The sequence below is a fragment of the Thauera sp. ZXT1-4 genome (assembly GCF_052598215.2).
Genome location: NZ_JBQWSN020000013.1, coordinates 41,050 through 59,738 on the forward strand (window position 1 = coordinate 41,050; position 18,689 = coordinate 59,738).

At 66.8% G+C, this 18,689-nt stretch carries 14 protein-coding genes, 2 tRNA genes and 1 riboswitch; of the genes, 2 read left to right on the forward strand and 14 right to left on the reverse strand.

The window, feature by feature from the left end:
* Nucleotides 1-2: 2 nt before the first annotated feature.
* From ACUH78_RS11625 to rnr, 8 genes are all read right to left on the reverse strand, one after another.
* Nucleotides 3-1,745, reverse strand: a complete 1,743-nt coding sequence (locus ACUH78_RS11625; protein ID WP_445333539.1) for a bifunctional protein-serine/threonine kinase/phosphatase — start codon at nucleotides 1,743-1,745, stop codon at nucleotides 3-5.
* Nucleotides 1,746-1,812: 67 nt separating this feature from the next.
* Nucleotides 1,813-2,625, reverse strand: coding sequence for a formate/nitrite transporter family protein (locus ACUH78_RS11630; RefSeq protein ID WP_445333540.1), 813 nt, complete (start codon nucleotides 2,623-2,625; stop codon nucleotides 1,813-1,815).
* A 61-nt stretch (nucleotides 2,626-2,686) separates the two neighbouring features.
* Nucleotides 2,687-2,998: a nitrite reductase small subunit NirD gene (gene nirD, locus ACUH78_RS11635; protein WP_418364165.1), complete on the reverse strand. Its 312-nt coding sequence runs from the start codon at nucleotides 2,996-2,998 to the stop codon at nucleotides 2,687-2,689.
* 53 nt (nucleotides 2,999-3,051) lie between these two features.
* Nucleotides 3,052-5,565 carry a nitrite reductase large subunit NirB gene (gene nirB / locus ACUH78_RS11640; protein ID WP_445333541.1) on the reverse strand — a complete coding sequence of 838 codons (2,514 nt, stop codon included), beginning with the start codon at nucleotides 5,563-5,565 and terminating at the stop codon, nucleotides 3,052-3,054.
* A 422-nt stretch (nucleotides 5,566-5,987) separates the two neighbouring features.
* Nucleotides 5,988-7,331, reverse strand: coding sequence for a nitrate- and nitrite sensing domain-containing protein (locus ACUH78_RS11645; protein WP_445333542.1), 1,344 nt, complete (start codon nucleotides 7,329-7,331; stop codon nucleotides 5,988-5,990).
* Nucleotides 7,332-7,408: 77 nt separating this feature from the next.
* Nucleotides 7,409-8,236, reverse strand: coding sequence for a 5,6-dimethylbenzimidazole synthase (gene bluB, locus ACUH78_RS11650; protein WP_445333543.1), 828 nt, complete (start codon nucleotides 8,234-8,236; stop codon nucleotides 7,409-7,411).
* Nucleotides 8,237-8,285: 49 nt separating this feature from the next.
* Nucleotides 8,286-8,479, reverse strand: a riboswitch (cobalamin riboswitch).
* Between the two features lie 127 nt (nucleotides 8,480-8,606).
* Entirely contained in the window at nucleotides 8,607-9,359 is a 753-nt protein-coding gene (gene rlmB / locus ACUH78_RS11655; protein WP_445333544.1) for a 23S rRNA (guanosine(2251)-2'-O)-methyltransferase RlmB, read from the reverse strand.
* Nucleotides 9,352-12,051, reverse strand: coding sequence for a ribonuclease R (gene rnr / locus ACUH78_RS11660; protein ID WP_445333545.1), 2,700 nt, complete (start codon nucleotides 12,049-12,051; stop codon nucleotides 9,352-9,354). Before rnr ends, rlmB begins: the two co-directional genes overlap by 8 nt.
* 39 nt (nucleotides 12,052-12,090) lie before the next feature.
* Here rnr and ACUH78_RS11665 point away from each other — a divergent pair.
* A tRNA-Leu gene (locus ACUH78_RS11665) sits at nucleotides 12,091-12,175 on the forward strand.
* Between the two features lie 150 nt (nucleotides 12,176-12,325).
* Nucleotides 12,326-12,410: transfer RNA gene (locus ACUH78_RS11670), tRNA-Leu, on the forward strand.
* A 188-nt stretch (nucleotides 12,411-12,598) separates the two neighbouring features.
* Here the strand turns inward: ACUH78_RS11670 and ACUH78_RS11675 are convergent.
* The 6 genes from ACUH78_RS11675 to hflX are packed head-to-tail and all read right to left on the reverse strand — an operon-like array spanning nucleotide 12,599 to nucleotide 18,641.
* Entirely contained in the window at nucleotides 12,599-13,909 is a 1,311-nt protein-coding gene (locus ACUH78_RS11675; protein ID WP_435749762.1) for an adenylosuccinate synthase, read from the reverse strand.
* A 4-nt stretch (nucleotides 13,910-13,913) separates the two neighbouring features.
* The gene (locus ACUH78_RS11680; protein WP_445333546.1) at nucleotides 13,914-15,071 is read right to left on the reverse strand and encodes an ATP phosphoribosyltransferase regulatory subunit; all 1,158 of its coding nucleotides are present in this window, start codon (nucleotides 15,069-15,071) and stop codon (nucleotides 13,914-13,916) included.
* A 7-nt stretch (nucleotides 15,072-15,078) separates the two neighbouring features.
* On the reverse strand, nucleotides 15,079-15,264 hold the full coding sequence (locus tag ACUH78_RS11685; RefSeq protein ID WP_418364172.1) for a DUF2065 domain-containing protein: 186 nt from the start codon (nucleotides 15,262-15,264) through the stop codon (nucleotides 15,079-15,081).
* 7 nt (nucleotides 15,265-15,271) lie between these two features.
* Nucleotides 15,272-16,153 (reverse strand): protease modulator HflC, encoded by an 882-nt coding sequence (gene hflC / locus ACUH78_RS11690; RefSeq protein ID WP_418364173.1) that lies wholly within the window; start codon nucleotides 16,151-16,153, stop codon nucleotides 15,272-15,274.
* Nucleotides 16,153-17,457, reverse strand: a complete 1,305-nt coding sequence (gene hflK, locus ACUH78_RS11695) for an FtsH protease activity modulator HflK (RefSeq protein ID WP_418364174.1) — start codon at nucleotides 17,455-17,457, stop codon at nucleotides 16,153-16,155. Before hflK ends, hflC begins: the two co-directional genes overlap by 1 nt.
* Nucleotides 17,458-17,471: 14 nt before the next feature.
* Entirely contained in the window at nucleotides 17,472-18,641 is a 1,170-nt protein-coding gene (gene hflX, locus ACUH78_RS11700; protein WP_418364175.1) for a ribosome rescue GTPase HflX, read from the reverse strand.
* Nucleotides 18,642-18,689 lie beyond the last annotated feature (48 nt).

An 18,689-nucleotide genomic window follows, 5' to 3' on the forward strand; every position in this document is an offset into this window, starting at 1 on the left:
CTTCAACCCCCGAAAAGCCGCTGCAGCAACACCAGATTCGCCAGCAAGGCGACGATCGCGAGCAGCTTCCAGAACTTCGCCGGGTCGCGCGCGATGAGCGCCGGTCGCAGGCGGCGCAGGTGATCGGGGTCGGGGTGATGAAGTGCATGCACGAACTCCGACAGCGCCGCCTGCCGCCGCGCCGGGTCGGGGTCGAGCGCACGCGCGAGCGCATCGTCGACCCAGGCTGGAATCTCGCGCTCGTCGTCCACCACCGACCGGTAGCGCAGCCGGCGCTGCGCCGCGCGCGTGCGCGACTGCGCCGGCGCGACGCCGTAGGGCAGCCGGCCGGTGAGCAGCTCGTAGGCGATCACGGCCAGCGAGAACAGGTCGGCGCGCATGGAGCCGGGCTCGCCGAGAAAATACTCGGGCGCGGCGTAGGCGCTGTCGCCGGGAACGCCACCGGCCATCTCAATGACCTCGCCCGCGCCAGCGCACTCCGCGATGCCGGCCACGCTCACCGCACCGAAGTCGATGATGCGCACCGTCCCCGAGGCGTCGATGATGATGTTCTCGGGGCGCAGGTCGCGGTGCAGCATCTCCTGGCGGTGAAAGGCCTGCAGCCCGCGCGCGGTCTGGCGCACGATGTCCCGCACGGCGTCGAGCGCGGGCCGCGGATGGTCGGTCATCCACTGGCGCAGGCTGCGGCCTTCGACGAACTCGGTGACCACATAGAGGCAGCTGCGCGGGCGCTCCGGCAGCCATGGGCGTAGCACGTGAGGCGAGTCGATCCGGCGCGCGATCCATTCCTCGAGCAGGAAGCGCTCGAGTGCGGCGGGGTCCTGCTGCAGCTCGATGGACGGCGTCTTGATGGCCACACGCACCCCACTCTCGTCGTCCACCGCCAGATGGACATGGCTGCGGGCGCTGGCATGCAATTCGCGCACGATGGTGTAGCCGTCGAGCCGCATGCGGGCTTGCAGCGCCGGAGCGAGCGGCAGCTCGGCGAGTCGGCGGCCGAGCTCGCCCGCCTGCGCATCGGGCAGGGCCGTGATCTCGACCAGCTGCACGGTGAGGTTGTCGGGGCTGCCGCGGCGCAGGGCCTCGCCCACGATCGTGCGCGCCGCGGCATCAAGCCCTTCAGCCGCGGCGATCGCGCTGGCGACAAAGCCCATGTCCACGTAGTCGTGCACACCGTCCGTAGAGAGCATGAAGAGGTCGCCCCGCTCGAGCGCGAGCGCGCGGTAATCCGCATCCACCCGACGATCCATGCCGAGGGCGCGGGCGAGATAGCTCTCTTCGGCCGACACGCGCACGCGATGATCCTCGGTGAGCCGCTCGATTCGGCCATCGCGCAAGCGGTGGATGCGCGCGTCGCCAATGTGGAACAGGTGCGCGGTGGTCGACTTGAGGATCAGCCCGCTGAAGGTGCATACATAGCCGCGCTCGCGGTCGAAGCGGTGTTCGCTGCGGCGCGTCTGCGCGTGCAGCCAGGCGTTGGTGGCGGAGAGCACGTGCAGCGCGGCGGTGCGCACCGACCAGGCCGCGGACGTGCAGTAGTAGTCGGTGACGAAGGCATCCACCGCGGCCTGGGCGGCGGCCAGGCTCACGTCGCTGCTGCTGATGCCATCGGCAAGCGCCAACGCGATGCCCTTGGCGGCGAGCTCGGCGCCCTGCGGCATGCAGACGCCGTGAAAGTCCTGGTTGCGCTGCTTGCGTCCGGCCGTCGAATGCTGGCCGACGCGAACGGCGAGTCCTGTGCTCATGTTCGATCCACGATGGAACCCCGGCGCCTCGCCGCGCCGGGGAGGATTCGACAGCCCACGCAGCGGATCAGCTGAAGCTGCGCTTGGGCGCGGTGCGCACATGCGTGGTGTAGAGCGTGAGCCCGGTGAAGGCGAGACCGCCGACAAGGTTGCCGAGCACCACCGGAATCTCGTTCCAGATCATGTAGTCCATGATCGAGAACTCGCCGCCCATCATCAGCCCGGAGGGGAACAGGAACATGTTCACCACCGAGTGCTCGAAGGTCATCGCGAAGAACAGCATGATCGGCATCCACATCGCGATCACCTTGCCGCTCACCGTGGTCGAGATCATCGCACCCACCACGCCGGTCGACACCATCCAGTTGCACAGCATGCCGCGCATGAAGATGGTGAGCCAGCCGGCGAGTCCATACTGCGCATAGCCGAGCGTGCGCTCCTCGCCGATATGGCCGATCTTCTGGCCGATCTCGTTGGGCTCGGTCGAAAAGCCATAGGTGAACACGAAGGCCATCATGAAGGCCACGGTCAGCGCACCGGCGAAGTTGCCGATGAAGACCAGGCCCCAGTTCTTCAGGATCGCCTTGATCGTGACGCCGGGGCGCTTGTCCAGCCAGGCCAGCGGGGTGAGCACGAAGACGCCGGTGAGCAGGTCGAATCCGAGCAGATAGAGCATGCAGAACCCGATCGGGAACAGGATCGCGCCAACCAGCGGCTGCCCGGTCATCACGGTAGCGGTGACCGCGAACACCGCGGCCAGGGCGAGGATGGCGCCCGCCATGAAAGCGCGAATCAGGACGTCGCGTGGCGCCATGCAGATCTTGGATTCACCAGCGTCGACCATCTTGGTGACGAATTCGGAGGGAGCAAGGTAGGCCATGATTTCTTCTCTCTGTGTGCGTTGTCGTTCTGCAGGCGTGTGGGGTTGGGGATACGGGGTCTCAGATTGCGAGGAAGATCTCCCCACCTTCGACCTTCACCGCGAAACGGCCACAATGGCCGCTGTCGGGCGCCACCGCCTGGCCGTCCTCGAGGCCGATGTTCCAGCCGTGCAGCGGGCAGGTGACCTTGCGGCCATGGACGATGCCCTGCGACAGCGGTCCCCCTTTGTGGGGGCATTTGTCGTGCAGCGCGAAGACCTCGTCCTCGGCGTTGCGAAAGATGGCGATGTCCTCCTCGCCGGGGCGCTGCACGACACGCGCGCCGAGGCGGGGGATGTCTTCGAGCAGGCAGATGCGCTTCCAGTCGGTCATGATGGATTCCTTCGTTCGGATGGGTCAGGTGGCAAGCGGGACGATGGCGCCGATCACGCCTCGACCCGGATCGGGATGAACTGCCTGGCCGCCTCGCCCTCGCGGCTGCTCTGCCAGGGGTCGCGGGCGTTCTTGAGGGCGTCGAGCAGGCGCGCGTGCAGCCGGCGGCGGTTCTCGGCGTCCTCCACGACCTGCGCCTTCACGTAGTCGAGGCCGACACGGTTGAGCCAATGCACGGTGCGTTCGAGATACCAGCCCTCCTCGCGGTAGAGCTGCAGGAAAGCGCCCGAATACTCCATGACCTCCTCGTCGCTGCCGACCTTGCACAGGAATTGAGCCACCTCGGTCTTGATGCCGCCGTTGCCGCCGACATAGATCTCGTAGCCGGAATCGACGCCGATCACCCCCACGTCCTTGATCCCGGACTCCGCGCAGTTGCGCGGACAGCCGGAGACAGCGAGCTTGACCTTGTGCGGCGCGTACATGTCGAACAGCATCTTCTCGAGCTTGATGCCCATGTCGATGGCGAGCTGGGTGCCGAAACGGCAGTGCTCGGCGCCGACGCAGGTCTTCACGGTGCGGATCGACTTGCCATAGGCGTGGCCGGAGACCATGCCAGCGGCGTTGAGGTCGGCCCAGATCGCAGGCAGGTCCTCCTTCCTGATGCCGAGCAGGTCGATGCGCTGGCCGCCGGTGACCTTGACCGTGGGCACCTTGTACTTCTCGGCGGCGTCGGCGATGGCGCGCAGCTCCGCCGGCGTAGTCACCCCGCCCCACATCCGCGGCACCACCGAGTAGGTGCCGTCCTTCTGGATGTTGGCGTGGGCGCGCTCGTTGATGAAGCGCGACTGCGGGTCGTCCTTCGCTTCGTGCGGCCAGGACGAGATCAGGTAGTAGTTGATCGCCGGGCGGCACTTGTCACAGCCGTCGGGCGTTTTCCAGTTGAGCATGCCGAACACCGCCTCCTTGGTGACGAGGTGGTGCTTGTAGATCGCCTCGCGCACCACCTTGTGCGAATGCTCGGTGCAGGCGCACACCGGCTTGTCGCTCGCACTCACCGCCTGGTAGGCGCCGCCCACCGTGGACGCGAGGATCTGCTCGACCAGCCCGGTGCAGGAGCCACAGGACGATGCCGCCTTGGTGTGCTTCTTCACTTCGTCGAGGGAGAACAGGCCCTTCTCCTTGATCGCCTTGACGATAGTGCCCTTGCACACACCGTTGCAGCCGCACACCTCGGCGCTGTCGGGCATGCTGGCGGCGCGGTTCTCGCCCTTGTGGCCGGCGTCGCCCAAGCGGTTCTGGCCGAACATGAGCTGGCCGCGCAGCTCATGAACGCTCTGGCGGTCCTTCATGAGCTGGAAGTACCAGGAACCGTCGGCGGTGTCGCCGTACAGCACCGAGCCGACGATGCGGTCGTCCTTGAGCACCACCCGCTTGTACACGCCGCCCAGCTTGTCGTGCAGCACGATGTCCTCGGTGCCCGGGCCGCCACTGAAGTCGCCCGCCGAGAATACGTCGATGCCAGTCACTTTGAGCTTGGTGGAGGTCACCGAGCCGAGGTAGCGCCCAATGCCATGGTTGGCGAGGTGGTTGGCGCACACCTTGCCCTGCTCGAACAGCGGCGCCACCAGGCCGTAGGCGACGCCACGGTGCGCCACGCACTCACCGACCGCGTAGATGCGCGGGTCGGTGACGGTCTGCAGGGTGTCGGAGACGTGGATGCCACGCACCCGCCCGCTGCCGCAGTACAGGCCGGCCGACTCGGCGAGCGCGTAGTTGGGCCGGATGCCTGCGGCGACCACCACCAGGTCGGCGGCGATCTCCATGCCGTCCTTGAAGCGCACCGAACCCACGCGCCCGGCACCCCCGGCACCCTCCTCGCCACCGGTGTCGCCATGGGCGCTGCGCGCCGGCAGCAGCGCCTCGGTCTGGCGTGCGAGCAGGAACTTCATGCCCTTGGCTTCGAGCGAGGCCTGCAGCATGTCGGCTGCCACCTTGTCGAGTTGGCGCTCCATGATCCAGTCACCGATGTGCACCACGGTCACGTCCATGCCACGCAGCATCAGTCCATTGGCGGCCTCCAGGCCGAGCAGGCCGGCACCGATGACGACCGCGTGGCGGTACTTGCCGGCGGCCTCGATCATCGCCTCGGTATCGGCGATGTCGCGATAACCGAGCACGCCAGGCAGATCGTTGCCGGGGATGGGCGGGATGAAGGGCGTGGAGCCGGTAGCGAGCAGCAGCCGATCGTAGTCGGCCTCGGTGACGCTGCCGTCCTTGGCTTCGGCGACCACCCTGCGCCTCACCCGGTCGATCTTCGTCACCGTGCTGCCCGCATGCAGCTTGATGCCGTTGTCGCGGTACCAGTCGAGATCGTTGAGCATGATCTCGGGCAGGGTCATCTCGCCGGCCAGCACCGGCGAGAGCAGGATGCGGTTGTAGTTGCCGTGCGGCTCGGCACCGAACACGGTGATGTCGTAGAGGTCGGGCGCGAGCTTGATCAGCTCTTCGATCGTGCGCACGCCAGCCATACCGTTGCCGACAAGGACGAGTTTCATCTTCTTCATGGTGCTTCTCCGCGACAAGGCCAGTACGTTCGAAACGGAAACGGCGTCCACTCCGCCCAGCCCTTTGGGCCGTAGCGGAATGGACGCCGTTGTCCTGAAGCTGGAAAGTTCTGGGCAGCGCTCGCTGCCGGGTGCCCGACCGCCTTTGGCCGGTTGCTGAACACTTCAAAGCATCAAACATGCCAAGCCGGGCAGGCCGCGGGACAGGCCCGGAATCCGGGGCATAGATCCGGTTTCTGCGCTGCAGCTCGCACGAACGTCCGGCCTCGCAAGCTCTTCGACCGCACTGCTGCAGTGCAGCAGTCGAACCCCGATGCACGCCGATGGTGCAATCCGCACCAGCAGCTCAGGCGCGCATGGCTCATGCCCCGCAACGCAATGCCGCGGCGGGAGCCCAGCCATCGCAACGCAGCAGGCTGTCCTCAGCTCCGCCCCGGCAGAAATGCCTCCATCGCGAGCGCGGCCTCGGCAACCTCGACGATGCGGCGCCCCTGGTTCATCGCCGTCTGCCGCAGCAGGCGGTAGGCCTCATCCTCGGCGAGCCCCTGGTGGCGCATCAGCACCCCCTTCGCGCGCTCGACGAGCTTGCGCTCCTCCAGGCTCGCACGTACGGCAGCGAGTTCGTCAGTCATCGCCTGCAGCCGGCGCGACTGCGCATGCAGTACGTCGACGATCGAAGCGGCCAGACGCGGCCCCATCGGATCGGGCACCGCGGGCCTGCCCGCCCCGCCCTCCAGCCCACCATTCAGCCCGCCGAACTCACCGGCGCGTCCTTCCTCCGCTCCTTCTTCACCCATGCGCACGCCGGGCGTGGCCCCTGCGGCGTCCAGTCCGTCCAGTCCGTCCAGTGCAGATGCGAGCCGCTGCGGGTCATCCGGATCTGCCTGCAGGGCCTCGCTGCGCCGCAGGCATTCCGTCCTCAGTGCCACACCAAGCAGCGCTTCGACCTCCCGCACGCGGTCGAGGCGCAGCGAGCAGCAGGCAAACCAGTCCTGGGCCCGCTCGGGCACGCCCGCAGCATCCTGCCCATCTGCAAGCAGCTTGCGGCGCAGGCGCTCCAGTTCGACGAGCGGCATCGCCTGCTGCACGCCCCGCCAGGCCGTCCGCACATCCTCCGGAGAAAAGGCCTCGAAGCGCTGGAAGCACGCCTCCTGGCCCTCGATCAGGTACAGCAGCGGGGGACCATCCACTGCCGGATCGGCCTTCGCAGCAAACACTGCAGTGCCCAGCGCACGCTCCTGGCCAGCGAGTTCCTTGCCCTGCATGAGGTTGAACAGCGCCACGAGCAGCCGTGAAATCGCGGGATCGGCTGCCACGTCCGCCGCCTCGAACACCAGCGCCAGCAGGGCGGCGATGGTCCGCCTGAAGTGCGCTGTCGCCTCGGCGACTGAGCAGCGCTGGCGCACGATCGCCTCGCGCAGATCGGGGAGCATGTCGACGCGGTGCAGCGCAAGGGCGATACGGGTAAACAGCCGAGCGCCGCCGGCCACAGCGAAACCTGGCACGGCGTCACGGATCTCCGGCCGCCCCAGCCAGGCGCGCACGGCCGCCTCCGCGCTGCGGCTTGCCTCGGCATGCTCTTTCCGCTCCGGACCGAAGCGCACGCCCGCGGAAGCCAGAAAAAGGTTCGAGGCGCCGCGCTCGCCTTGCAGGCGGTGCACGAGTTCGCCCACGAGCTGGACGAGCTCGCAGCTGCGCGCAAGCTGTTCCAGCTCGTGGATCTCGCTGCGACGAGCAGCGACGAGAAAGGCCAGGGTCGATTTCATACGGGGCTCCCGAGGGTTCTTGTTCTGCGGCCGAGGCCGCAGGGGTAGAACCAAGCAAGAGCCGTGCGCAGCCAGCGTCAGCGCGGGTGAGGAGGCAGCTTCCGCACCTGCTCGATGAGCTGTTCGCCAGCCTCGTCCGCGGGCCCCTGCCAGCCATCGAAATGCAGCAACTCGGGCAAGGGCATGCGCGGCAACCAGCCCGCAGCCTCGAGTTCGGGCCGGGCGTGGAACGCGCTCACGTGACCGATGCACAGGTAGGCGATCGGCACGATCTCACGCGGGATGCCCAGCGCCTCGCGCAGCGCCTGCGGGTGCAGGATGCTGACCCAGCCCACGCCGAGGTTCTCGGCACGCGCGGCCAGCCACAGGTTCTGCACCGCACACACCGCGCTGTACACGTCCATCGCACCGATGTGGGTGCGGCCGATCACCACCGGCCCATGGCGGCTGCGGTCGCAGGTGATGCAGATGTTCACCGGCGATTCCAGGATGCCTTCGAGCTTCAGGTTGCGGTAGGTGTCGCGCTTGCCTTCGTCGAACATCTGTTCGGCCTCGGCGTGCGCGGCAAGGAAGTCAGCATGGATCTGCTCGCGCACCGCGCGCGAGCGCACCACGATGAAATCCCAGGGCTGCATGAAGCCGACCGAGGGCGCGTGATGAGCGGCATCGAGCACACGCGCGAGCACCTCGTCGGGGATCGGATCGGGCAGGAACTCGCCACGCACGTCGCGGCGGGTATGGATGGCGCGATAGACCGCGTCGCGCTCGGCCGCATCGAAGCGCGGATCGGCCTGGAAGCGCGCGGGGCCGGCGCTGCCGGCCAGGTCGTTCGTGACCGGTTCTTGGGTAAATGCGGGCGCGTGGGTACGCGCCGGCGCGGCATGCGCCTGCGTCGGGCTGCTCATGAAGTATTCCCCTTGTCGTCGAGCAGTGGACAGCCACCGACCAGGCGGCTGCTGGGTGCACTTCGAGGCCGGTCTTCCGGCTGCGGATCAACTCATCCGGACGCCTTCCCGGTCCTTGCGGACCAGTGGCTGGGCGAACCTTGCCCGGACAATCCCCTTCACGGCGCTGGGCGCGCGGTGGGTTTGCACCACCTTCCCGATTCTCCCGCGCAGCGCGCGGGCACCTCGAAGCAAACAGGGGCGCAAGCTTAGCCGCAAACGGGCTGCCGCGGCAAAAGACGTGCGCTGGGTCAGTGCGTTCCTGCAGCACCCGCACGCTGAATGCCGGGCGCGGACCGGACAAGCAAACGGTCAAAGCACCCGGCCGCTTTCAGCCCCGCTGGCGGCGCGCCTCGAACAGGCAGATCCCGCTTGCCACCGACACGTTGAGGCTTTCGACGCTGCCGTGCATGGGGATGCGGGCAAGCGCATCGCAGGTGTCGCGGGTGAGGCGCCGCAGGCCGTCGCCTTCGGCGCCGAGCACCCACGCCACCGGCACCTTCTGGTCGATGTCGTAGATGGACTGGTCGGCTTCGCCTGCGGCACCGACGACCCACACGCCGGCGTCCTGCATCTCGCGCAGGGCGCGGGCAAGGTTGGTCACGGTGATGTAGGGCACGGTATCGGCGGCGCCGCTGGCGACCTTGATCGCGGTGGCGTTGAGGCCCACCGCGCGGTCCTTGGGCGCCACCACCGCGTGCGCGCCGGCGGCGTCGGCCACGCGCAGGCAGGCGCCGAGGTTGTGCGGATCCTGCACGCCGTCGAGCACCAGGATCAGCGCGTTCTCGTCCAGGCTGTCGAGCACATCGGCGAGCTTGATCTCGCGCCGGGTGGCGTCGACCTTGGCGACCACGCCCTGGTGGCGGCGGGTGCCCACCATGCCGTCGAGCTTGTCGCCCTCGCTCTGCAGGATGCGCGCACCGGCAGCCTCGGCCTGGGCAATGAACTTCTTCACCCGCGCGTCCTTGCGGTCACCGGAGAGGTAGATCTCCAGCACCGATTCGGGCGCGTGGCGCAGCTTGGCAGAAACCGCGTGGAAGCCGTAAATCAGCTTGGTGGGAGTGTTCTCGGGTGCTTTAGCCACGGTCGGTGCCCTTGGTGGTGGTCTTGCGGCGGACGCGTCGTGCCGGAGCCGCGGTTGCGGGCGCGGATTCTAGCGCTTCGGCTGCGGCTACGGCGACTGGTTCGGCGGCGGACTTCTTCGTACGCGCCTTGCGGGGCTTCGGCTCGGCGGCTTCCGACACGACAGCGCTCACCTCGAGGGGCGGCGCGCCGGCAGACTTCTTCGCACGGGCGGCGCGCGGCTTGCGCGCTTTCTTGCTCTCTGCCGGCGCCGCAGCCGCGGCTGGCACTTCGACGGGCTGCGCAGGCGCCTTCGGCTCGGCCGGCAGCTGCCCTTCAATGAGGCGGAAGTCGATCTTGTTGGTCGCCATATCCACCCGTACGAGCTGCACCTTGACCCGGTCGGAGAGGCGGAACTGCTTGCCGGTGCGCTCGCCCATGAGCGCGTGGCGCATCTCGTCGTAGTGGAAGTAGTCGCTCCCGAGATCCGAGATGTGCAGCAGGCCCTCGATGAAGATGTCGTCGAGCGCGACGAACAGGCCGAAGGGCACGACCGCCGACACGCTGCCGGTGAACTCCTCACCGACGCGGTCCTGCATGAAGTAGCACTTGAGGAAGGCGACCACGTCACGGGTGGCCTCGTCGGCGCGGCGCTCGGTCATCGAGCAGTGCAGGCCGATCTGCTCCCAGTCGCCCGGGCGGTACTGGTCACCGCCGAGCGCGGCCTTGATTCCGCGGTGGATCAGCAGATCGGGATAGCGCCGGATCGGCGAGGTGAAGTGGGTGTAGGACTCGTAGGCGAGGCCGAAGTGGCCGACGTTGTCCGGGCTGTACATCGCCTGCTTCAACGAGCGCAGCATCACGGTCTGCAGCAGTTGGGCGTCGGGGCGATCCTTGACCTGCTCGAGCAGCTTCGCGAAATCACTCGCGCGCGGCTCGTCACCGCCGCCCAGCCCGAGGCCGAACTCCTTGAGGAACTCGCGCAGCTTGGCGAGCTTGTCCTCGGAGGGGCTGTCGTGGACACGGTACAGCGCCGGGTGCTCGCGGGTGGCGAGGAAGTCGGACGCACACACGTTGGCGGCGAGCATGCACTCCTCGATGAGGCGGTGGGCGTCGTTGCGCACCTCGGGCACGATCTGCGCGATCTTGCCGTTATCGTCGAAGATCATACGGGTTTCGGTGGTCTCGAAGTCGATCGCGCCGCGCTTGGCGCGCGCCTTGAGCAGCACGCGGAAGAGCTTGTCGAGGTTCTCGAGGTGGGGCAGCAGCGCGGAGAGTTCGGCGCGCACCGCCGGATCCTGCTCGTACAGCGCGGCGGCGACCTTGGTGTAGGTCAGGCGCGCGTGCGACCAGATCACTGCGGGGTAGAAGCGGTAGTTCTTGATCTCGCCGGTGGCCGAGATGGCCATGTCAGCGACCATCGCAAGGCGCTCGACCTGGGGGTTGAGCGAGCACAGGCCGTTCGAGAGCTTCTCGGGCAGCATCGGGATGACGCGGCGCGGGAAGTACACCGAGTTGCCACGGTCGAAGGCGTCCTTGTCGAGCGCGCTGGCGGCGTCCACATAGTGCGAGACGTCGGCAATCGCGACGATCAGGCGGTAGCCCTTGCCCTGGCGCTCGCAATACACCGCGTCGTCGAAGTCCTTCGCGGTCTCGCCGTCGATGGTCACCAGCGGCAGTTTGGTGAGGTCCTCGCGGCCGGCCCAGTCCTTCTTGCGCACAACGTCGGGCAGCTTGCGCGTCTGCGCCTTGGCCTCGGACGAGAACTCGAAGGGCAGGTCGTGCTTGCGCAGCGCGATCTCGATCTCCATGCCGGGGTCGGCATAGTTGCCGAGCACCTCGACGATGCGGCCGATCGGCTGGGCGTACTTGGTGGGCTGCTCGACCAGCTCGACGGTGACGATCTGGCCCGGCTCGGGCTTCTTGCGCCCACCGGGGGCGACCAGGATGTCCTGCGCCAGGCGGCGATTCTCGGGCACGACGATCATTACGCCGTGCTCGTTGATGACGCGGCCGACGACGCGAGTGTTGGCGCGCTCCAGCACTTCTACCAGCTTGCCTTCGGGGCGGCCACGCCGATCGGTGCCGGAAATGCGCACGATGACGCGGTCGCCATGGAGTACCTCGCGCATCTCCTTGGGGCCGAGGAAGATGTCGGGCTCACCGTCATCGCGACGCACGAAGCCGAAACCGTCGGGGTGCCCCTCGACGCGGCCCTTGATCAGGTCCGCCTTGGAAGGCAGCAGGTAAGCATCACGCCGGTTGCGGATGAGCTGGCCGTCGCGCTCCATCGCACGCAGTCGGCGATCGAAGTGCTCCAGCTCATGGGGAGCGATATCGAGCGCGGCACTGAGCTCCGAGAACGGCATCGGAACACCGCGATCGGTGAGAACCTGCAACACGTACTCACGGCTGGGGAGCGGGTTCTCGTACTGCATCGCCTCGCGGGCGTGGAAGGGGTCCGCGAGGCGGATCGCGCTCGCCTGTACTGCGGCGGCCTTGCGCGCCGCGCGGCTGCGCCCCGGACCGCGAACGGGCTTTTCGTGGCTGGCTGTCTGCGGCGCCGTGCGCGCGTCCGCGCGCTTGGCGGCAGCGCCAGCCCGGTCACAGGACGCCTTCCTGGGCTCGGACTTGCGCGCCGCAGGGGCTTTCTTTGTTGCAGGTGCGGCAGCGTTGCCACGTTTCTTTTCAGTTTGTTTCGTTTTGCGAGTCATTGACAATCTTCATTTCGTGCTTATAATGCGCGTCTTCTTGCCCAGATGGCGGAATTGGTAGACGCACTAGTTTCAGGTACTAGCGCCGCGAGGCGTGGAGGTTCGAGTCCTCTTCTGGGCACCAGTTTCACAGGAAAGCCGCTCTTCGGAGCGGCTTTTTTGTTGTCTGTTGTTGTCCGTCTCTGTCCACTGTCGTACGGCTTCGGGGCTCGCAGCAGAGAAACCGACAAATCGCTTCACGCACGCGAGCGACTTTGCTATTATGCGCGTCCCTGCCCAGATGGCGGAATTGGTAGACGCACTAGTTTCAGGTACTAGCGCTGCGAGGCGTGGAGGTTCGAGTCCTCTTCTGGGCACCAGTTGCAGGGAAAAGCCGGCTGAAAGCCGGCTTTTTTCGTTCACCGCTCTGCTCACGCGAAGCGACTCGAAAGCACTGTGGGAGCGGGCGCATCCACGAACGCCTGCGGTGCAGGCAACACTCGCGGACACGCCCGCCCCCACAGATTTGAGCACGCCCGCGAGGGCCTGCTTCGGCTGCAAACCTCGATCAGGCACCAAACGGGTGGCGCCGCAGGATGGTCTCGTCGCGTTCGGGGCCGGTGGAGATCACGTCGATCGGGATCTCGCAGATCTCCTCGATGCGGTGCAGATAGGCGCGTGCCTCCTGCGGCAGAGCGTCCCAGCTCTGCGCACCAAAGGTCGTGCCGCTCCAGCCCGCCATGGTTTCGTAGATCGGCTCGCAGCGCGTGACCTCTTCCGAGCCCATGGGCAGCAGGTCGATGCGCTTGCCGTCGAGCATGTAGCCGGTGCAGAGCTTGAGTTCCTCGAGGCCGTCGAGCACGTCGAGCTTGGTGATGCACAGGCCGGTCACGCCGTTGATGATGATCGAACGCTTGAGCGCAGCAAGATCCAGCCAGCCGCAACGGCGCTTGCGACCGGTAACGGTGCCAAACTCGCGACCCTTGGTCGACATCTGCTCGCCCGGCACGCCCTTGGTTTCGATGTCGAGTTCGGTCGGGAACGGGCCGCCGCCGACGCGGGTGCAATACGCCTTGGTGATGCCCAGCACGTAGTGCAGGCGGCTGGGCCCGACGCCCGAGCCCGCCGCGGCCTGTCCGGCCACGCAGTTGCTCGAGGTGACGAAGGGATAGGTGCCGTGGTCGATGTCGAGCAGCGTACCCTGCGCACCCTCGAACAGCAGCGAGCCCCCCGATTTGTTGATCGCGTAAAGCTCGGCGGAGACGTCGGCCACCATCGGCAGCAACTCTTCGGCGTCCGCCATCGCCTCGTCGAACACGGCCTGGAAATCGACCGGCTCGGCACCGAGGTGCTGCGTCAGCACGAAGTTGTGATATTCGAGATTGGCCTTGAGCTTGGCGGCGAAGCGCGCACGATCGAACAGGTCGTACACACGCAGCGCGCGGCGCGCCACCTTGTCCTCGTAGGTGGGGCCGATGCCCTTGCCGGTGGTGCCGATCTTGTCGTCCGCGGACTTGGCGGCTTCGCGCGCGCGGTCGAGCGCGCTGTGGTAGCCGAGGATCAGCGGGCAGCCCGGGCTGATGCGCAGACGGTCGCGCACCTTGATGCCGCCGGCCTCCAGCGTGCGGATCTCGGACAGCAGGTGATGCGCATCGAGCACGACACCGTTGCCGATGAAGCAGGCCACGCCCTCACGCACGATACCCGAGGGCACGAGGTTGAGCTTGTACTCGGTCTGCCCGATCACCAGCGTATGACCGGCATTGTGTCCGCCCTGGAAGCGCACGACGCCCTTCGCATGGTCGGTCAGCCAATCGACGATCTTGCCCTTGCCTTCGTCTCCCCACTGGGTGCCGACGACGACGACGTTCTTTGCCATTTTTTTACTCTCCCTGTAACGGCACGATCGCCCAGCGATCGCCCCGCTTCACCAGTTGCCGGTCGCAGCCGGCTTCGTTCCAAGTTCCTTCGTGCCCGGGCAGCGCATTCATGACGATCTCGCCACGCGCGCGCAATGCCCCCACCTCCTCCGCCAGCGCCGCGTCGCCTTCGAGGGGCGCCAGAATCGCGCCCGTCATCGGCGCCAGTTGGGGCAGACGCCAGACAAGCTCGCGCAGATCGAGGCTGAATCCGGTCGCCGGACGCGCGCGCCCAAACGCTTCGGACACCCGGTCATAGCGCCCACCCAGCGCAAGCGCTGCAGGCGAGTCCGCACCATAAGCGGCGAACACGATGCCGCTGTGATAGTGATAGCCGCGCAGGTCGGATAGATCGAAGCTCACCGGCAGATCGGCGAGGGCACGCGCGAGCGCACGCAGTTCTCCGAGCGGGCCAGCGATCTCTGCATCCTGCGGCAGCCGCGCAGCCGCCTCATCCAGCACCTCGGCGCCACCATACAGACCCGGCAGGGCGAGCAGCGCGCCACGCACCGGCTCGGGCACGTCAGCGAGCATCCTGCGCAGCTCCGGTACGTCCTTGGCCTGGATCAGGTCGAAGAGTTCGACCTCACGCTCGGAGACGAGGCCGGTACGCGCGACCAGCGCGTGAAACAGGCCGACGTGGCTGATATCGATGCGCGAGGCGGGCACTTCGGCCAGGCGCAGCACCTCCGCCAGCAGGCGCAGGATCTCGATGTCGGCTTCGACGCCGGCATGGCCGTAAACCTCGGCACCGACCTGGATCGGCTCGCGCGTGGCGGTGAGCGACGAGGGCACGGTATGCAGCACGCTGCCGCAGTAGCACAGCCGCGACACCCCCTGCCGATTGAGCAGGTGGGCGTCGATGCGGGTGACCTGCGGCGTCATGTCCGCGCGCACACCCATCGTGCGTCCAGAGAGCTGATCGACCAGCTTGAAGGTGCGCAGCTTGAGATCCTGGCCGGCGCCGGTGGTCAGCGAGTCCAGATACTCCAGCATGGGCGGCATCACGAGCTGGTAGCCGCGCAACCGGAAAGCGTCGAGCAGCCTGCGGCGCAGGGTTTCGAGCTGATGAGCGTTGGACGGCAGGGCGTCCTGAATGTGATCGGGCAATACCCAGCGCATGAGCGTGTCAGAGGAAGAGGAAGAGCAGGATCACCCCCAGCAGCATGGAGGTCAGCCCGATGAAGCGGATCTGGCCGTCCGCCATGCTGGCGAGGCGCAAAAAGGTGTCGCGCCAGGCGGCCGGCGCGACGAAGGGTAACAGGCCTTCGATGATCAGCATCAGCGCGAAGGCGGTCAGGAGCGAATTTCCCATGCGGGCGTCAGTTGCGCGCAGCGCCCCCTGAGTCCTTGAGGAAACGGAAGAAATCCGAGCTCGGGTCTACGACCATCACATCGTCCTTGCCCGCAAAGCTGGAACGATAGGCTTCCAGGCTGCGGTAGAAGGCATAGAAGTCCGTGTCCTTGCCAAAGGCCTCGGCATAGATGGACGTCGCCTTCGCGTCGCCTTCACCCTTGATCTCCTGCGAGGATCGGTAGGCTTCGGCGATGATGACCTCGCGCTGACGGTCGGCATCCGCGCGGATGCGCTCGGCTTCCGCGGCGCCCAGAGAACGCAGTTCGTTGGCCACGCGCGTACGCTCTGCCTCCATGCGGCGGTAGACCGATTCCGACACCTCATTGGGCAGATCGACGCGCTTCAGACGCACGTCAACAATCTGCGCGCCGATGGTGCGGGCGTCGCGGTCGGCGCGCTCGCGCATCTGCTCCATGATTGCATCGCGCTCCCCGGACACCACGTCATGCACGGTACGGCGGCCGAATTCCTCACGCAGGCCGGCGTTCACCGTCTGCGTCAGCCGGGTGCGGGCCCGCGCCTCGTCACCAGCCACCGACTCGTAGTACAGCTGGGGGTCGATGATGCGCCACTTCACGAAGTGGTCGACCAGCACGTTCTTCTTCTCGGAGGTGATGAAGCGCTCCGGCTCCGGCGTATCCATGGTCAGGATGCGCTTGTCGAAGTAGCGCACGTTCTGGATGAAGGGCAGCTTGACGTTGAGACCGGGGTCGGAGATGACCTCCTTGATCTCGCCAAGCTGGAACACGATCGCATACTGGCGCTGATCCACGGTGAACAACGACATCGAGGCAATCAGGCCGGCGAACACCAGCACGCCACCAATCAGGGACATCTTGTCACGCATCACCGAACCCCCCGCTCACGACTGAACATTCCATCCCGGTTGCGCGGGTCGAAAGATGGCATCGGCGCATCTGCGGACAGGCCCGCCGCCGACTGCGGGTCGACCTTGACCGGCGCCGGACCGGTGCTGCTCTGCTGCATCAGCTTGTCGAGCGGCAGCAGCAACAGGTTGCCGTTGCCCTGCGCATCGACCATGACCTTGGAGGTATTGGAAAGCACCTGCTGCATGGTCTCGATGTACAGGCGTTCGCGCGTGACTTCCGGCGCGCGGCTGTACTCCGCGAACACCTGATTGAAGCGGCTCGCCTCACCTTCTGCGTTAGCGACCACGCGCTCACGGTAGGCATTGGCTTCCTCGATCAGGCGCGACGCTGTACCCCGCGCACGCGGAACGACGTCGTTGGCATACGCCTCACCCTCGTTCTTCTGTCGCTCGCGGTCCTGACCGGCCTTGACGGCATCATCGAATGCAGCCTGCACCTGCTCCGGTGGCTGGGCGTTCTGCATCGTGACACGGCTGATCTGGATCCCCGTCTCGTAGCGATCGAGGATGCGCTGCATCAGCTCGTGCGCAGTCGCAGCGATCTCCTCACGTCCTTCGTACAGCACGAAGTCCATGCGGCTCTTGCCGACGATCTCGCGCATCGCGGTTTCGGCCGCCTGCGCCACTGCCTCATCGGGAAAGCGGTTGTTGAACAGGTAGTTCTCGGGGCTGTTAAGCACCCACTGCACGGCGAACTGGATGTTGATGATGTTCTCGTCATCGGTCAGCATCAGCGCTTCGCGCAGCACCTTGTTGCGCTCGGACGCGCGATACCCTACCTCGACGGTGCGCACGCCGGTCAGGTCAACCGCCTCATGCGATTCGATCGGTGCCGGGAGGCGCCAGCGCAGGCCTGGCTCGGTCGTGGAGACGTACTCGCCGAAACGCAGCACCACGCCGCGCTGGTTGGCGTCGATGGTGTAGAAGCCGCTGGCAAGCCAGACGACGAGCACAAGCACGAGCAGCACACCGATGCCACCACCGAATTGCTTGAACGAGAAGCTCGGCAACTGCGGACCGCCGCCCCCGCCATTGCCACCACCGCCGGCAGGGCGACGGTCATTGCGCTTGCCGCCGAACATGCCCGTCAGGCGCTGATTGAAATCGCGCCATACCTCTTCGAGGTCGGGCGGGCCTTGGTTCGCTCCGCGATTGCGGTCGCCGCGGAGATCGTCATTGCGATGGTCGTCGCCGCGGTTGCCGTCTTCGCGGTCGCCATCGCCGCCGCCCTGGCTACCCCAGCGTGGATCGTTGAGTGACATGAGAATGCCTGTTATCACGGTTGTTGTGGTCTTCCTTCCGCCGTGCCGTCATTCCGGCCGGCCTTGTCACCAAAGGTCTGGCGCGCCACTTCGGCGAGCGCGTCGCGAAGCAGGTCGAGACCTTCCCCCGTTCGGGCGCTCAAAAAAATGCGCCTGATCTTATCACAGTCCCCACGCTCGACCGCTGGAGCCGCCCGCGTGAGGTCGACCTTGTTCCACACCAGGATCTGCGGCACGTCGGCCGCACCGATCTCGGCGAGAACCAGGTTCACCGCCTCGATCTGCGCGTCGCGATCCTCACTCGCAGAATCGACGACATGCAGCAGGAGGTCTGCCTGCGCCGTTTCCTCGAGCGTGGCCTGAAAGGCCGCAACCAGCGCATGCGGAAGATCGCGGATGAAACCCACCGTGTCCGACAGCACCACATTCACGCCTGCCCCCTCCTCACTCCGGTCGCCGCCGACGTAAAGCCGGCGGGAGGTGGTGTCGAGGGTGGCGAAGAGCTGATCGGCTGCATAGGCGCCGGCCTTGGTCAGCGCATTGAACAGGGTGGACTTGCCCGCATTGGTGTACCCGACGAGAGAGACAGAGAGAACGTCTCGGCGTTCCCGGGCGCGTCGCCGAACCTTGCGCTGCTTCTCGATCTGCGCGAGCCGGGACTTGAGCATCTTGACCCGCGTACCCAGCAGGCGGCGGTCGGTTTCGAGCTGCTTTTCGCCCGGGCCGCGCAGGCCGATGCCGCCCTTCTGCCGCTCGAGGTGTGTCCAGCCGCGCACCAGGCGGGTAGCCAGATGCTCGAGCTGGGCGAGTTCCACCTGTAGCTTGCCTTCGTGGCTGCGCGCGCGCTGGGCGAAGATGTCGAGGATGAGCGCCGTGCGATCGATCACCATGCACTGCAGCTCGCGCTCGAGGTTGCGTTGCTGCGCCGGCGACAGCGCGTGATTGAAGATCACGATGTCCGCGCCGTGGGCGCGCAACGCCTCGCCGACCTCCTGCACCTTGCCGCTGCCGGCGAAGAGCTTGGAGTCGGGCGCCGCACGCCGCCCCTGGACGACCGCCTCGACGCTCGCGCCGGCGCTGCCGACGAGCAGCTTCAGTTCGGAGAGCCGCTCCTCGATCGCACCCTGGCCAAGATCAAGCTGAACCAGGACCGCGCGTTCGCCGGACGCGGGGCGCTCAAACATGCGCGCCTCCTGCGGCCGGCGCGCGACCGGCTCGCAGCTTCGTCACGG

Coding starts and splice junctions, on each gene's coding strand:
- ACUH78_RS11625 (WP_445333539.1), bottom strand. CDS start 1,745: ATGAGCACAGGACTCGCCGTTCGCGTCGGCCAGCATTCGACGGCCGGA.
- ACUH78_RS11630 (WP_445333540.1), bottom strand. CDS start 2,625: ATGGCCTACCTTGCTCCCTCCGAATTCGTCACCAAGATGGTCGACGCT.
- nirD (WP_418364165.1), bottom strand. CDS start 2,998: ATGACCGACTGGAAGCGCATCTGCCTGCTCGAAGACATCCCCCGCCTC.
- nirB (WP_445333541.1), bottom strand. CDS start 5,565: ATGAAGAAGATGAAACTCGTCCTTGTCGGCAACGGTATGGCTGGCGTG.
- ACUH78_RS11645 (WP_445333542.1), bottom strand. CDS start 7,331: ATGAAATCGACCCTGGCCTTTCTCGTCGCTGCTCGTCGCAGCGAGATC.
- bluB (WP_445333543.1), bottom strand. CDS start 8,236: ATGAGCAGCCCGACGCAGGCGCATGCCGCGCCGGCGCGTACCCACGCG.
- rnr (WP_445333545.1), bottom strand. CDS start 12,051: ATGACTCGCAAAACGAAACAAACTGAAAAGAAACGTGGCAACGCTGCC.
- ACUH78_RS11675 (WP_435749762.1), bottom strand. CDS start 13,909: ATGGCAAAGAACGTCGTCGTCGTCGGCACCCAGTGGGGAGACGAAGGC.
- ACUH78_RS11680 (WP_445333546.1), bottom strand. CDS start 15,071: ATGCGCTGGGTATTGCCCGATCACATTCAGGACGCCCTGCCGTCCAAC.
- ACUH78_RS11685 (WP_418364172.1), bottom strand. CDS start 15,264: ATGGGAAATTCGCTCCTGACCGCCTTCGCGCTGATGCTGATCATCGAA.
- hflC (WP_418364173.1), bottom strand. CDS start 16,153: ATGCGTGACAAGATGTCCCTGATTGGTGGCGTGCTGGTGTTCGCCGGC.
- hflK (WP_418364174.1), bottom strand. CDS start 17,457: ATGTCACTCAACGATCCACGCTGGGGTAGCCAGGGCGGCGGCGATGGC.
- hflX (WP_418364175.1), bottom strand. CDS start 18,641: ATGTTTGAGCGCCCCGCGTCCGGCGAACGCGCGGTCCTGGTTCAGCTT.